This window comes from Actinacidiphila oryziradicis (assembly GCF_005047355.1).
Lineage (GTDB): Bacteria > Actinomycetota > Actinomycetes > Streptomycetales > Streptomycetaceae > Actinacidiphila > Actinacidiphila oryziradicis.
The window spans coordinates 198,256-212,336 of the sequence record NZ_SUMC01000009.1 but is presented as its reverse complement, the minus strand read 5'-3'; the positions used below and the strand labels follow the sequence as shown (position 1 = coordinate 212,336).

Annotated in this window: 12 protein-coding genes and 3 tRNA genes; 5 read left to right on the top strand and 10 right to left on the bottom strand. The window is 69.4% G+C overall.

Annotation, left to right across the window (positions count from 1 at the left end):
* Positions 1–241: 241 nt before the first annotated feature.
* Positions 242–502 carry a DUF3073 domain-containing protein gene (locus tag FCI23_RS13285; RefSeq protein WP_136723714.1) on the top strand — a complete coding sequence of 87 codons (261 nt, stop codon included), beginning with the start codon at positions 242–244 and terminating at the stop codon, positions 500–502.
* Positions 503–562: 60 nt separating this feature from the next.
* On the opposite strand, the gene purM is transcribed toward FCI23_RS13285, so the two are convergent.
* The 8 genes from purM to purS all read right to left on the bottom strand — a co-directional run bounded on the left by purM (position 563) and on the right by purS (position 10,305).
* Entirely contained in the window at positions 563–1,630 is a 1,068-nt protein-coding gene (gene purM, locus FCI23_RS13280; protein ID WP_136723713.1) for a phosphoribosylformylglycinamidine cyclo-ligase, read from the bottom strand.
* Between the two features lie 27 nt (positions 1,631–1,657).
* A complete protein-coding gene (gene purF / locus FCI23_RS13275) occupies positions 1,658–3,175 on the bottom strand; it encodes an amidophosphoribosyltransferase (protein ID WP_136723712.1) in 1,518 nt (505 codons plus the stop codon).
* Positions 3,176–4,793: 1,618 nt separating this feature from the next.
* Positions 4,794–5,564 carry a helix-turn-helix transcriptional regulator gene (locus tag FCI23_RS59490; RefSeq protein ID WP_136723711.1) on the bottom strand — a complete coding sequence of 257 codons (771 nt, stop codon included), beginning with the start codon at positions 5,562–5,564 and terminating at the stop codon, positions 4,794–4,796.
* Between the two features lie 75 nt (positions 5,565–5,639).
* A complete protein-coding gene (locus FCI23_RS13265) occupies positions 5,640–6,443 on the bottom strand; it encodes a sterol carrier family protein (RefSeq protein ID WP_136723710.1) in 804 nt (267 codons plus the stop codon).
* A 281-nt stretch (positions 6,444–6,724) separates the two neighbouring features.
* Positions 6,725–6,937, bottom strand: a complete 213-nt coding sequence (locus tag FCI23_RS13260; protein ID WP_136723709.1) for a DUF4177 domain-containing protein — start codon at positions 6,935–6,937, stop codon at positions 6,725–6,727.
* 157 nt (positions 6,938–7,094) lie between these two features.
* Positions 7,095–9,344 carry a phosphoribosylformylglycinamidine synthase subunit PurL gene (gene purL / locus FCI23_RS13255; protein WP_136723708.1) on the bottom strand — a complete coding sequence of 750 codons (2,250 nt, stop codon included), beginning with the start codon at positions 9,342–9,344 and terminating at the stop codon, positions 7,095–7,097.
* Positions 9,345–9,376: 32 nt separating this feature from the next.
* Entirely contained in the window at positions 9,377–10,057 is a 681-nt protein-coding gene (gene purQ / locus FCI23_RS13250; protein ID WP_136723707.1) for a phosphoribosylformylglycinamidine synthase subunit PurQ, read from the bottom strand.
* Positions 10,054–10,305 (bottom strand): phosphoribosylformylglycinamidine synthase subunit PurS, encoded by a 252-nt coding sequence (purS, locus tag FCI23_RS13245; RefSeq protein WP_136723706.1) that lies wholly within the window; start codon positions 10,303–10,305, stop codon positions 10,054–10,056. The genes purQ and purS overlap by 4 nt, the downstream gene beginning before the upstream one ends.
* A 259-nt stretch (positions 10,306–10,564) precedes the next feature.
* On the opposite strand from purS, the gene FCI23_RS13240 reads away from it, so the two are divergent.
* From FCI23_RS13240 to FCI23_RS13225, 4 genes are all read left to right on the top strand, one after another.
* Positions 10,565–10,894 (top strand): histone-like nucleoid-structuring protein Lsr2, encoded by a 330-nt coding sequence (locus FCI23_RS13240; protein ID WP_136723705.1) that lies wholly within the window; start codon positions 10,565–10,567, stop codon positions 10,892–10,894.
* Between the two features lie 86 nt (positions 10,895–10,980).
* Positions 10,981–11,052, top strand: a tRNA-Gly gene (locus tag FCI23_RS13235).
* 47 nt (positions 11,053–11,099) lie between these two features.
* Positions 11,100–11,172, top strand: a tRNA-Gly gene (locus FCI23_RS13230).
* A gap of 101 nt (positions 11,173–11,273) precedes the next feature.
* Positions 11,274–11,346: transfer RNA gene (locus FCI23_RS13225), tRNA-Gly, on the top strand.
* Between the two features lie 48 nt (positions 11,347–11,394).
* Here the strand turns inward: FCI23_RS13225 and FCI23_RS13220 are convergent.
* Positions 11,395–12,294, bottom strand: coding sequence for a phosphoribosylaminoimidazolesuccinocarboxamide synthase (locus tag FCI23_RS13220; RefSeq protein WP_136723704.1), 900 nt, complete (start codon positions 12,292–12,294; stop codon positions 11,395–11,397).
* A gap of 279 nt (positions 12,295–12,573) precedes the next feature.
* Positions 12,574–14,076 (bottom strand): N,N-dimethylformamidase beta subunit family domain-containing protein, encoded by a 1,503-nt coding sequence (locus FCI23_RS13215; RefSeq protein ID WP_136723703.1) that lies wholly within the window; start codon positions 14,074–14,076, stop codon positions 12,574–12,576.
* Between the last annotated feature and the right edge of the window lie 5 nt (positions 14,077–14,081).

Genomic DNA, 14,081 nt, shown 5'->3' with positions numbered 1-14,081 from the left:
TTACCACGCCCCTGGAACGAGCTCGGGCCGGAAGAAGGTAAAATCGCCGGTGACCAGGCAGAAAGAGGCCCCAAAGGGCATTTGCTTCGACGCGCGTCGTGCGGGCGACGTACCGTGCGGCGTCGGAAGCAGGTACCGTTGAAGGCCTACGGACCGGGCTCTCCCCCGAGAGGCCGTTCCCTATCGTGAACGCGTGTCAAGACTCGGGGCCGTCGAGCCCCGCCGTTAAGGGGGTCGAGCCATGGGGCGCGGCCGGGCCAAGGCCAAGCAGACAAAGGTCGCCCGCCAGCTGAAGTACAACAGCGGCGGAACGGATTTGTCGCGTCTGGCCAACGAGCTGGGCGCATCGTCGACACAGCCGGTGAACGTTAATCCGGAGCCTGTGGAGGACGACGATGAGCAAGACGACGACCCGTACGCACAGTACGCGGCGCTGTACAACGACGATGAGGACGAGGAGGACGATGAGTCCGAATCGTCTTCCCAGCGACGTCGCGCTTGACCTTGCAGCATCCTCACTGACCCGGTCCGGAGATCCACCCGGACCGGGTTTCGTGCTGCCCTAGCTCGCGTAGTCACCGGTCAGCTCGACAGCCTCGGCGCGGTCACCGCGCTCCAGGATCTCGCCGGCCACCCAGGCACCCAGGCCACGGTCGGCGAGGACGGACAGAGCCACGTCGACGGACTCCTGCGGCACCACGGCGATCATGCCGACTCCCATGTTCAGGGTCTTCTCCAGCTCCAGCCGCTCGACGGAACCGAGCTCGCCGACGGTGTGGAAGACCGGCGCCGGCTGCCAGCTGGAGCGGTCGACGGTGGCGTGCAGATGGTCGGGGACGACACGGGCGAGGTTGTTGGCAAGGCCGCCGCCGGTGATGTGCGAGAAGCCGTGCACCTCGGTCGTACGGGTCAGGGCGAGGCAGTCCAGGGAGTAGATCCTGGTGGGCTCCAGCAGCTCCTCCCCCAGCGTGCGGCCGAACTCCGGGACCGCGCGGTCCAGGGACCACCCGGCGCGCTCGAAGAAGACATGCCGGACGAGCGAGTACCCGTTGGAGTGAAGTCCGGAGGCGGCGAGCGCGATCACCGCGTCACCCTTACGGATACGATCCGCGCCGAGCAGCTGATCGGCCTCGACCACCCCCGTACCGGCACCGGCGACATCGAACTCATCGGCACCGAGCAGACCCGGATGCTCGGCGGTCTCGCCGCCGACCAGCGCACAGCCCGCCAGCACACACCCCTCGGCGATGCCCTTGACGATCGCGGCGACCCGCTCGGGGAAGACCTTGCCAACGCAGATGTAGTCGGTCATGAACAGCGGCTCGGCGCCACAGACGACAAGATCATCAACGACCATGCCGACCAGGTCGTGGCCGATGGTGTCGTACACGCCCATCTTCCGGGCAATGTCGACCTTCGTACCGACGCCGTCCGTCGCGGAGGCGAGCAGCGGCCGCTCGTAGCGCTTCAGGGCGGAGGCGTCGAAGAGCCCGGCGAAGCCACCGAGGCCGCCGACCACCTCAGGGCGGGTGGCCTTGCGCACCCATTCCTTCATCAGCTCGACGGCGCGGTCACCGGCCTCGATGTCGACGCCGACGTCGGCGTAGCTGGCCCCGGTGTTTTCAGACATGGCTGTGCGTGGTCCCTAAGGTCGTCGTTACGGACGCCGGAGTGCGTCCGCGGCGTCGTGGCCGCCTGCGAGCTCGGTTTCGAGCAGCTGCTTGCCGAGCAGCTCGGGATCGGGCAGCTCCATCGGGTACTCGCCGTCGAAGCAGGCGCGGCAGAGATCCGGCTTGGCGATCGTGGTCGCCTCGACCATCGCGTCGAGCGAGATGTACGCCAGCGAATCCGCACCCAGCGACTTGCCGATCTCGTCGACCGTCATGCCGTTGGCGATCAGCTCCGCACGGGTCGCGAAATCTATCCCGAAGAAGCACGGCCACTTCACCGGCGGGGAACTGATCCGGATGTGCACCTCGGCGGCACCCGCCTCGCGGAGCATCCGGACCAGCGCGCGCTGGGTGTTGCCGCGGACGATCGAGTCGTCCACGACCACCAGGCGCTTACCCCGGATGACTTCCTTGAGCGGGTTCAGCTTGAGCCGGATGCCGAGCTGGCGGATGGTCTGCGACGGCTGGATGAAGGTCCGGCCGACGTAGGAGTTCTTGACCAGGCCGGACCCATAAGGAATGCCACTGGCCTCCGCATATCCGACAGCCGCCGGGGTGCCGGACTCCGGAGTCGGTATCACCAGGTCCGCGTCGACCGGCGCTTCCTTGGCGAGCCGGCGGCCCATCTCGACCCGGGAGAGATACACATTGCGGCCCGCGATGTCAGTGTCGGGGCGGGCCAGATAGACGTACTCGAAGACACAGCCCTTGGGCGTGGCCTCGGCGAATCGGGAGGTGCGCAGGCCCTTCTCGTCGATGGCGACCAGCTCGCCGGGCTCGATCTCCCGGACGAAGGACGCGCCGACGATATCGAGAGCAGCGCTCTCGGACGCCACCACCCAGCCGCGCTCCAGACGGCCCAGGACCAGCGGGCGGATGCCCTGCGTGTCGCGGGCGGCGTAAAGGGTGTGCTCGTCCATGAAGACGAGGCTGAAGGCGCCCTTGACCTTGGGCAGTATCCGAGTGGCGGCCTGCTCCACGGAGAGCGGCCTGCCGTCCTCGTCGACCTGCCCGGCGAGCAGCGCCGTCACCAGGTCGGTGTCATTGGTCGCGGCCACCTTGGTCGCCCGGCCGTTGCCCTGCGGGAGGGCGGCGACGAGCTCGGCGAGCTCGGCGGTGTTGACCAGGTTCCCGTTGTGACCGAGAGCGATGGAGCCGTTGGCGGTGGCGCGGAAGGTGGGCTGGGCGTTCTCCCACACCGAGGCGCCGGTGGTCGAGTAGCGGGCATGGCCCACCGCGATATGGCCCTGGAGCGAGCCGAGCGAGGTCTCGTCGAAGACCTGGGAGACCAGTCCCATGTCCTTGAAGACGAGGATCTGGGAGCCGTTGCTCACTGCGATGCCCGCGGACTCCTGTCCGCGGTGCTGCAGGGCGTACAGCCCGAAGTAGGTGAGCTTGGAGACCTCTTCGCCGGGGGCCCAGACACCGAAGACGCCACAAGCGTCCTGGGGGCCCTTCTCACCGGGGAGCAGGTCGTGGTTGAGTCGTCCGTCACCACGTGGCACATCACCGAGTCTAGGGCAGGTTCCGGCCACGTCCGAACGAGTGCCCCCGGCGGCAGAAACTTCTTCCTGCCGACCTCCCATCGCTTCGCGGGCATCGGACGGCTGCGCCGAACTCCGTCCGGCGGCCCTGGCCACGGCGGCCCGGGAAGGCTCCTGCCCAGGTGGGGCCGCCTGCGGTCGGCCACGGATCACAGGCCGCCGACCTGCGCCGGGCGGACCGGCAGCCGCGGTCGCGGTGACCCGAATCACCTCGCCGGGCCGGGCACGAACGGTGACCGGGATCACCCCGTGCCGGGTTCCCCTGCGCGGGGTGCTCGGACTTGGGCCAGGCTGACCCGCCCGCCTGGCTGACCCGCCCGCCTGGCTGACCCGCCCGCCTGGCTGACCCGCCCGCCTGGCTGGGGTGGCCGCAGGGCGGCGGCGTCCGAGGCGAGGCACGCCGACGGTGCCGATTTGTCCTCAAGCGCCGGACGGGCTGGGTGGTCGTGCGTGCCGCCACGCGATGTGGTGGTGGGGGTCGGGGCCGCTGTGGGGTGATCTCCTCGGGGGCTCGCGCGTGCGGGTCCACAGCCCGCTTGCCCGGGGTGCACGCGCTCGTCCCCTGCGGGGACACCCCGGCGCGTCCCCGACCGGCCGGACGGGCGCGTGACGGCCGCTTGTGGCGGAGACCGTAAAACCAAAGGCACCGCGCGCCGGGCAACCCCCCGGGGTGACCGCGGCCCACAACCCACCGTGAGGCGCTGTGACGGCCGGAGGGGGCGGTGCAGGGGTGTCCCCCGCAGACTGTGTCGCGGTATGCCGGTGGCGATGGCGCATGGTGCAGGGGGTGCTGGCGACACTGTCGTGGGGGCACCTCCTGGGGGCACCTCCCGGCCGAAGGCTGGGGGAGCGAGTCACCCCGGACGCGCCACCGACCCCACCGACAACACAGCGTGCCCCGCACACGGCGCAGGGCACCAAAACCCAGCCCGTCCGGCGTTTGTGGGGGCACCTCCTGGGGGCACCTCCCGGCCGAAGGCTGGGGGAGAGAGTCACCCCAGAGGCGACACCGACCCCACCGACAACACAGCGCGCCCCGCACACGGCGCAGGGCACCAAAACCCAGCCCGTCCGGCATTTGTGGGGGCACCTCCTGGGGGCACCTCCCGGCCGAAGGCTGGGGGAGGTCGCTGGGGGAGGCTCGGCAACCCCGGCACCGGGCAGCGCGACACAGCCGGGACCGGCGGTGCGGGCCACCAGAACCCGGCTGCGCCGACTTGCCGGGCACTCCGCCCCGACGGACGGAGTCCGGCGCAGCCGTCCGAAGCCCGCGAAGCGGCGCGAGGGCGGCAAACAAGAGGTGCGCCCGTCCGGCGATTGTGGGGGCACCTCCCAGCGTTAGCTGGGGGAGGATCGGCAACCCCGGCAAAGGGTACGGACCCGCGCCGGAGGCGCCCGGCGCAGGGATCTTCCACCTTTGGGCCATGTACACGGCAGCCCCGGGAGGCGCACTCTCTGTGAACGGGGGCACAAGGGGGGGAGTGCCCGAGGGGGGCATCAGCCACCGGTGAGCGGGGCGCCGGTGGCTTGTCCCCGTTCCGCCGCAACGTTCCACCGCAACGTTCCACCGCAACCCGCTCTAACCCGCAGCCCGCCAACGCGCGGCAAGCTCGACACGGTTGCGGGTGCCGGCCTTGGCCTGGACGGCGGTGATGTGTTTCTTCACCGTGTTGACGCCCACGTACAGACGCTTGGCGATCTCCGCGTTGGTCAGACCGCGCACCACGAGCCGGGCCACCCGCAGCTCGGCGGGGGTCAGGGACTCCTTCCACGGATGCTCGTCGGCCGCCTCCCAGCTGTCGATGACGCCGGTGAGCGCGCCCGTCAGCATCGTGGCGATCGCGAGGTCCCGGGGGCCGAATGTCCCCGCCTCCCGGGCGAGCAGCCCGACGCCGCCGGTGCGATAGCAGCCGAGGAGCGGGATCACGACCTTGTCGTAGAGCCGGTTGCGGAAAAGGAACCGCTCCATATAGCGCTCGTGTTCGGGCCTGAAGTGCGGCACCAGCGCGCCGAGCATCACCGGCCCGGGCTCGCCCGACGCAGTCGCGGGCGCAAGGGTGGCGAACGGATCGATGCGGTGGAACTCCTCGACGTAGGGGCCTTCGAGCGCCGCGATGTGCTCGCTGAGCAGCGGCGTCGCGTCCTGGAAAACCCCGGGCAGGTCACGCCCCACAAAGAAGGTCGTGTGGCGGTAGCCGAGGTGGGTGGCCAGCCCGTCCAGCAGTCGCTCCCGGAAGTCCGTCAGCGACCTGGAGCCGATGCCACCGGCGACGACGCGGAGCACTCGCTCGATGTCCGCGTAAGGGAGCAGGAACGGGAGTTGCGGTGGGAGAAGTAAAGGGGCGGCCATGAGCACCTCTTGCGCGTATGTCCGTCGTGGTGGTCGACGCCACCCCGCAATGGCGTTGACCCCAGGGTACGTAAATCAGCCTAGTACCGGCAGATAGGCGGCCAGGTCCGCCCGATCACCGCTCGCGGTGACAACCGCGGCATCCAGGGCCGCCTGCCAGCTCGTACGGCCGGTGGCGAGCCGGATCCACGTCACGGGGTCCGTCTCGACGACATTGGGCGGGGTGCCACGCGTGTGGCGCGGGCCGGGCACGCACTGCACCGCTGCGTACGGGGGGATGCGGACCTCGACCGAATTGCCGGGGGCGCGGGCCGCGAGCGCGTCGGCCAGCAGGCGGGTGACGGCGGCGAGCGCCTGGCGGTCCAGGGGGATCTCGGTGCCGGTGGCACGGGCGAGGTCATCTGTGTGAACGACGAGCTCCACCAGCCGCGTTACCAGAAAGTCCGTCGACCGCATCGCCCCGAGTGTGACGCGGACGTTCCGCCCCGGCTCGACGGCCCGGTCCATCACATGCGCCAACTGCTCGGCGGCCTCCGCGATACGGGCTGCTGCCCTCTCCGTCGCGACCGCGGCCTCGCGCGTGTCGGCGTCGAGCAGATCGGCGATGGCGGCCGTGGACCGCGCCCAGGTCGGGAGGTCGAGGTCCGCCTTCGCGGCCGCCTCGGCCGCGATCACCTGGGGCACGGCCTCGATCTGCCGGGCGATGTGCACCAGCAGGTGGTGCACATCCCAGTTCGGCAGCCCCGACGGTGCCGCGAGCTGAGCCGCGCTCAGTACCCGTGCGGCGTCGAGCACATGCCCGATCTGCGCGGTGAGCGCGGCCCGCGTCCGGTCGGGATCATAATTACGGGCGCGGGCTCGTCGGCTGGCTGGCGGCATAGCGCCGATATTAGAGGCCGCGCGAATAGGTGGGGCGGGTTAAGGAGCGGGTCGAGGGCCGAGTCTGGCAAGGCGGAGGTGGGGGCACCTCCTCGGGCCACCTCCCGGCCGAAGGCTGGGGGAGGTAGCTGGGGGTGGGGGCACCTCCCGGCCGAAGGCTGGGGGCGAGGCGACGCGGAGCGTCGTCGACCGACACCGACGACAACACTTCCAGGCGAGAGCCATCGGCCCGCGCCGCCGCCCCACCTATTCGCGCGGCCTCTTAAGCGCTGCGCCAAGCGTTAGGCCTGGTACGGGCGCTCGAAGGTGAGCAGCAGGCCCTCGACCGCACCCGGACCGATCCGGCCCTTCACGTCGGCAGCCGTGATCGACTTCAGGGCCCAGCCGTCCTCGGCGTGCTTGTTGAGCGTCTTCTCCAGCTTGTCGCTGTCCAGCGCATCGCCGATCAGCGACTCACGGAACGTGGCGACCTTGTACTCGTAAACCTGGGGCATCGGTGCGTACTCCTCTTTCCTACGGGTTGAGTTCGGGCCCAGCGTGTCAGACGAGCCCAGGTTTCCGCGGGTAGGCATGAGTTTTCGGGCCTGCCCGGATGATCCGGGCAGGCCCGTGCTTGGGTGGTCGCCCCGCGCCTCACCCCCGCACCCGCCGTCAGGCAAGCAACGCCGGGATAGTCGCCTCGTAGGCCGAGCGCAGCTCAGCGAGCGGAAGAGTGAACTGTCCCTGCACCTCGATCGCGTCACCGTCGACCACACCGATACGCGCCGCAGGCAGCCCTCGCGCCCCGCACATGTCGTTGAAGCGGAGCTCCTCGCTGCGCGGCACCGCCACAACGGCCCGTCCGGCCGACTCGGAGAAGAGGAACACGAACGGATCCAGCTCATCCGGCACGACGAGCCTCGCGCCGAACCCGCCCCGGAGGCACGACTCGGCCACGGCCTGTACCAACCCGCCGTCCGACAGGTCGTGCGCGGCATCGATCATGCCGTCCCGGGAGGCGGAGACGAGGATCTCGGCGAGCAGCTTCTCCCGTCCCAGATCCACAGCCGGCGGCAGACCGCCGAGGTGGCCGTGGGCGACCTGGGACCAGGCGGAGCCGCCGAGCTCCTCCTTGGTGTCGCCCAGCAGATAGAGCAGCTGCCCCTCCTCCGCGAAGGCGATCGGCGTACGACGCGTGACGTCATCGATGACGCCCAGCACGGCGACCACCGGCGTGGGGTGAATGGCGGTGTCACCGGTCTGGTTGTAGAGCGAGACATTGCCACCGGTCACCGGGGTGCCGAGCTCGAGGCAGCCGTCGGCGAGAGCACGGCACGCCTCGGCGAACTGCCACATGACATCCGGGTCCTCGGGGGACCCGAAGTTGAGGCAGTCGGAGACCGCCAGCGGCGTGGCACCGGAAGCGGCGACATTGCGGTAGGCCTCGGCCAGCGCCAGCTGCGCCCCGGTGTAAGGGTCGAGCTTGGCGTACCGGCCGTTGCCGTCCGTGGCGACGGCGACGCCCAGATTGGTCGACTCGTCGATGCGGATCATCCCGGAGTCCTCGGGCTGGGCCAGCACCGTGTTGCCCTGCACGAAGCGGTCGTACTGATCGGTGACCCAGGCCTTGGACGCCTGGTTCGGGGAGGAGATGAGCGCCAGCGCAGCAGCGCGCAGCTCATCGCCCCCGGCCGGGCGCGGCAGCGCGTTCGCGTCGTCGGCCTGGAGGGCGTCCTGCCAGTCGGGGCGGGCGTAGGGGCGCTCGTAGACCGGGCCCTCGTGGGCGACGGTGCGCGGCGGTACGTCGACGATCTGCTCGCCGTGCCAGAAGATCTCCAGCCGGTCGCCGTCCGTCACCTCACCGATGACGGTGGCGATGACGTCCCACTTCTCGCAGATCTCCAGGAAACGCTCGACCTTCCCGGGCTCGACGATGGCGCACATGCGCTCCTGCGACTCGCTCATGAGGATCTCTTCGGGCGAGAGCGTGGCGTCGCGCAGCGGCACGGTGTCGAGCTCGACCCGCATTCCGCCGGAGCCCGCCGAGGCCAGCTCGCTGGTGGCGCAGGACAGGCCCGCGCCTCCGAGGTCCTGGATGCCGTCGACCAGGTCCTCGCGGAAGATCTCCAGGGTGCACTCGATGAGCAGCTTCTCCTGGAAGGGGTCGCCGACCTGGACGGCGGGGCGCTTGGTCGGCTTCGAATCGTCGAAGGTCTCGGAGGCCAGGACCGATACGCCGCCGATGCCGTCGCCACCCGTACGGGCGCCGTACAGGATCACCTTGTTGCCGGCGCCGGAGGCCTTGGCGAGGTGGATGTCCTCGTGCTTCATCACGCCGATGCACAGGGCGTTGACCAGCGGATTGCCCTGGTAACAAGCATCGAAGACGACCTCGCCGCCGATGTTGGGCAGGCCCAGGCAGTTCCCGTAGCCACCGACACCCGCGACGACGCCGGGCAGCACACGCTTCGTGTCCGGATGATCCGCCGCACCGAAGCGCAGCGGGTCCATGACGGCGACGGGGCGGGCGCCCATGGCCAGGATGTCGCGGACGATGCCGCCGACGCCGGTGGCAGCGCCCTGGTAGGGCTCGACATATGAGGGGTGGTTGTGCGACTCGATCTTGAACGTGACCGCATATCCCTGACCGACATCGACAACGCCGGCGTTCTCACCAATGCCGACGAGCAGGGCGTCGGTCTGGGGAGCCTTCTCGCCGAACTGGCGCAGGTGCACCTTGCTCGACTTGTACGAACAATGCTCGGACCACATGACGGAGTACATGGCGAGCTCGGCGCCGGTCGGCCGGCGGTCGAGGATCTCGCGGATGCGGTCGTACTCGTCCTGCTTCAGGCCGAGCTCGGCCCAGGGCTGGGGGGTGTCAGAGGTCTGCTCGGCGTGCTTGACGGTGTCCAGAGTCATACTGCGTCCTTTGGTGCCCTCGCTGCGCTCGGTCACGTGTTCACCAGGCGCTTCAGGATCGAGGTGAAGAATCCGAGGCCGTCGGTCTGGCCTGTGCCGATCAGCGGCTCGACCGCGTGCTCGGGGTGCGGCATGAGGCCGACCACATTGCCCGCCGCATTGGTGATGCCGGCGATGTCGCGGAGTGAGCCGTTCGGGTTGACGTCGACGTAACGGAACACGACGCGTCCCTCGGCCTCCAGCTCATCCAGCGTGTGCTCATCGGCGGTGTACCGGCCGTCGATGTTCTTCAGCGGGATGGAGATCTCCTGGGCGGCGGTGTAATCGGCGGTCCACGCTGTGTTCGCGTTCTCAACCCGCAGTTTCTGCTCACGGCAGATGAAGTGAAGGTGGTTGTTACGGAGCATCGCGCCGGGGAGGAGGTGCGACTCGGTCAGCACCTGGAAGCCGTTGCAGATTCCGAGGACCGGAAGGCCGTCCTTGGCGCCCGCGATGATCGACTCCATGACGGGCGAGAAGCGGGAAATCGCGCCCGACCGGAGATAGTCGCCATAACTGAATCCGCCGGGCAGGACCACCGCGTCGACCTGCTGGAGATCCTTGTCCCGGTGCCACAGCGGCACCGGCTCGGCGCCGGCGATACGGACCGCGCGCTGGGTATCGCGGTCGTCGAGGGTGCCGGGAAAGGTGACGACGCCCACACGTGCGGTCACTGCTTCTCCTCCACCTTCACGGCGAAGTCCTCGATGACGGTGTTGGCCAGGAAGGTCTGGGCCAACTCGCGGATACGGGCGAGAGCGGCGTCGTCGACCGGCCCCTCGACCTCGAGTTCAAAGCGCTTGCCCTGGCGGACGTCGGCGATTCCGTCGAAGCCCAGGCGCGGCAGCGCGCGCTGCACCGCCTGGCCCTGGGGGTCGAGGATCTCCGGCTTGAGCATGACGTCGACTACGACGCGTGCCACGGTCACTCCCGGTGGTGTGGTGCGACTGTTTCCCTACTGGGGACGACCCCCAGACCCCCATGTCCCATCACACTACCCTGTAGAAAAATCTACGCGAGTAGATATCTTCCAGGAATGCACTCGGACACGCTGAGAAAATTTCACGCGGCTGCCAGGCGTATTACGTTGTCAAGTAGAAATGGAAAAGCATTGACCCGGACCCTTCGGATTCGATACAACAACGCACGTCAGCCCGTCCCCCTCGAAAGGACCGATATCCATGGCACAGCGCGTAGTAGTCACCCTCTCCGACGACCTCGACGGCGGCGCAGCGGAGGAGACGATCGCGTTCGGCCTCGACGGGAAGTCCTACGAGATCGACCTCTCCTCGGCCAACGCCGACAAGCTGCGCGACGCCCTGTCGCCCTACCTGGAGGCCGGCCGCCGGCGCAGCCGCTCGGGCAAGGCGTACAAGCGGACCTCGCTCACCTCCGACCCGGCGACGGTACGGGCCTGGGCGCGGTCGAACGGCTTCGACGTGCCGCCGCGCGGCCGCATCCCGAAGAAGGTCTACGAGGCCCACACGGAGGCGCAACTCGGCTCCCGCTGACCGATTGGACAGACACCCCCGCTGATCCGCTAGAGTTTGGAGCACGCCGAGGACAGGGCCTAAAAATCCAGGTCAGCGGTAGTCACGCGGGTGTAGCTCAGTAGTAGAGCGCCCCCCTTCCAGGGGGGAGGCGCAGTGTGCGATCCCTGTCACCCGCTCTGACTGTTCGACTGGTCCAAAGGATCAGGTAGAGTGGTCGCGCAGTGCGGACGTGGCTCAGTTGGTAGAGCATCACCTTGCCAAGGTGAGGGTCGCGAGTTCGAATCTCGTCGTCCGCTCTTGATCAAAGGCCCCGATTGGATCTCCGGTCGGGGCCTTTGGCATTTTTCATTTTGGAGCACCCCCAGGAGTCGGTTAGAGTAGCTGTCGCACAGGACATGCGGACGTGGCTCAGTTGGTAGAGCATCACCTTGCCAAGGTGAGGGTCGCGAGTTCGAATCTCGTCGTCCGCTCTGCGACATGAAGGCCCCCGCCGGTTAACCGGCGGGGGCCTTCCGCAATCACCAGGCGCTACCGGTGAGGCGCTCATACGCCTCGATGTACTTGGCGCGGGTCGCCTCGACAACATGCTGCGGGAGCGGCGGCGGGGGCTGCTCCGAGGCCCGGTCCCAGCCGGACTCTGGGGAGGTGAGCCAGTCCCGGACGAACTGCTTGTCGTACGAGGGCTGCGGACGCCCAGGCTCCCACTGCTCGACGGGCCAGAAGCGTGACGAATCGGGGGTGAGCACCTCGTCGCCGATAACCAGGTGCCCCTGGTCGTCATGACCGAACTCGAATTTCGTATCGGCGAGGATGATCCCGCGGTCACGGGCGATGTCGCGGGCCCGGCCATAGACGGCAAGGCTCGTCTGGCGCAGCCGGGCTGCGGTGTCGGGACCGACCTGGCGGGCTACTTCCTCGTAGGTGACGTTCTCGTCGTGCTCGCCGACCTCCGCCTTCGTGGCCGGGGTGAAGATCGGCGCGGGCAGCTCGGAACCGTCGACGAGACCCTCCGGGAGAGTGACTCCGCAGACGGTGCGGCCCTCCCGGTACTCGACGAGACCGGAGCCGGCGAGGTAGCCGCGGGCGACGGCCTCGACGGGGATCATGTCGAGACGCCGGCAGACAGTGGTGCGCCCCTCCCAGTCGGCGGGGGCGCCCTCGGGGACGTCGGTGGAGATGACATGGTGCGGGACCAGATCGGCGATCCGGTCGAACCACCACAGCGAGAGCGCGGTGAGGATCCGGCCCTTGTCGGGGATCCCGGTTGGCAGTACCCAGTCGAAGGCGGACATGCGGTCGCTGGCGACCATGACCAGCTCTCCGGCCTCGTTCTGGTACAGGTCGCGCACCTTACCGGTGTGCAAATGGACCAGTCCGGGCACCTCGGCGGGCTCGGGCTTGTCGACGAATCCGGACATGGGTCCTCCCCGGTCGGCGGTTCAGCTCCCAATTCTCCCCCGCCTCTCCCTCGCCGGGACGGCCGGGGCGGCACGGGGTGCCTCCGGCATCCGGTCCCGCCCCCCTCTGCCGGGGGTACCGAGCCTCCCCCAGCTACCTCCCCCAGCCTTCGGCCGGGAGGTGCCCCCACAAACGCCGGACGGCGTTTGTCCGGCGTTTGACCGGCATCGCAGGTTTACCGGCTCGGCAACCCCGGCGCCGGGCACGGACCCGCGCCGGAGGCGCCCGGCGCCGCCAGGCTAAACGTGCTTGCAGATACGGTCCAGCAGATTCGCCGTAGCCCGCTGGATGCGGGGATCCACATGACCCGGCCGGTCCAGTGCCGGCGACCACGCGAAGGTGCCGGCCGCGAAGACATGGGCGCCACTGGGTGCGCGATAGAGCGAGGTCTCCTGGTGGCGGGGCCGGCCGCAGGCATCCTCGTACGGGGAGTGGGCGAGGAGGATGCGCTCGGCGTATTCCGGAAGGGGAACGCGCGGGAAGTAGTGGTCGGCCTCGCCGGCGACCAGGCCGGGGATTTCGTCGCCCTCCCCCGCACCGGTGGCCTCCCAGAGCCAGTGGTCCGCGTTGCGGACAACAAGCGGGGCAGGCTCGGGCACCCGGCCTGCGTACTGGATGCCGAGAAGTTGCTGCTCGGGCTCGCCGAGATCCCGCCACAGGGCCGTCCGGCCCCTCGCGTCGCGGCGCCCCTTGCGGCAGGTGAGAAGGCGGTCCGGCTCGCCGGCCGGGGACGCCTCCAGCTCGACCTGCCAGTAGACAGAGTTCGCGGAGAGGAAGACCAGCGAGGTGCCATGGTCGCGGGCGGCCTCGACCGCACGGCGCATCGGGACCGACCAGTACTCGTCGTGGCCGGGGAAGACCAGGCCCTTGTAGCTGGCGGGGTCGACGCGGCCGGCGTGCAGGTCGCGGGCGTCGGCGTAGGCGAGGTCGTAGCCGTAGCGCTCGGCCCAGCGGATGAAGTCGTAGGCGTGGCCTACATGGATGGGGAGGCCGGCGCCGGCGTAGGGGCGGTCGAAGGAGACGGTGATGGCGGCGTCGCTCTCGCCGAGCAGCTGCCCCTTCTCGTCCCAGGCGTGGTAAAGGCTGGCGCCGGTGCGCCCGTCCTCGGGATAGAGGTTGTACGCCTGCCAGGTGATGTCCGGCAGGAGGAGAAGCAGGTCCGCGGGGCGGTGGTCGCGCACGGTGAAGGGGACGTGGCTGCGGTAGCCGTCGCCGGTGGTGAGGACGGCGACATACGCACCGGGTTTCCAGTGCGCGGGGACCTGGAGCCGCCAGGACTGCCACCAGTGGTGGCAGGAGATGGTGCGGCCGGCGGCGAGCGGGGCGGGTTGGACGATGCCGGAGAGCCGGGGGCTGATCGTCATCTGGGCGGCGCCGTCACCGCCGTAGTGGCCGATGCGGTAGAGGTCTATGGCGTACTGCTGAGGCGGGTCCACGGTGACGCGGAAGTCGATCGCCTCGCCGGGGGCGACCGCGCCGGCCGACGGGAAGCCCTTGATCTGGCGGCGTACGTCGTCCGAGGAGCGCGGCCCCGGCAGACGGGGGTGCACCGGGTGACCGCCGGGGCCCACGTCGTCGCCGCGGCTCGCGGCAAGGTCCACGTACCACGGGACGACATGGCCGGTGTCGTCCAGATACTGCTCCTCGCCGCGCAGCCATGGCACCGGGCCCTGGCCGAAGGGGTCGGTCACTCCGTGCGCCAGCGAGCCCGACTGCCACCGGCGAATCTGCTCCGTCCCCACGTATG

What these genes read in the sequence shown, in the direction of transcription:
- FCI23_RS13260 (WP_136723709.1), bottom strand. Translation starts at nt 6,937, where the DNA reads ATGCCCCAGGTTTACGAGTACAAGGTCGCCACGTTCCGTGAGTCGCTG.
- FCI23_RS13265 (WP_136723710.1), bottom strand. Translation starts at nt 6,443, where the DNA reads ATGCCGCCAGCCAGCCGACGAGCCCGCGCCCGTAATTATGATCCCGAC.
- purM (WP_136723713.1), bottom strand. Translation starts at nt 1,630, where the DNA reads ATGTCTGAAAACACCGGGGCCAGCTACGCCGACGTCGGCGTCGACATC.
- FCI23_RS13285 (WP_136723714.1), top strand. Translation starts at nt 242, where the DNA reads ATGGGGCGCGGCCGGGCCAAGGCCAAGCAGACAAAGGTCGCCCGCCAG.
- FCI23_RS13240 (WP_136723705.1), top strand. Translation starts at nt 10,565, where the DNA reads ATGGCACAGCGCGTAGTAGTCACCCTCTCCGACGACCTCGACGGCGGC.
- FCI23_RS13220 (WP_136723704.1), bottom strand. Translation starts at nt 12,294, where the DNA reads ATGTCCGGATTCGTCGACAAGCCCGAGCCCGCCGAGGTGCCCGGACTG.
- purL (WP_136723708.1), bottom strand. Translation starts at nt 9,344, where the DNA reads ATGACTCTGGACACCGTCAAGCACGCCGAGCAGACCTCTGACACCCCC.
- FCI23_RS59490 (WP_136723711.1), bottom strand. Translation starts at nt 5,564, where the DNA reads ATGGCCGCCCCTTTACTTCTCCCACCGCAACTCCCGTTCCTGCTCCCT.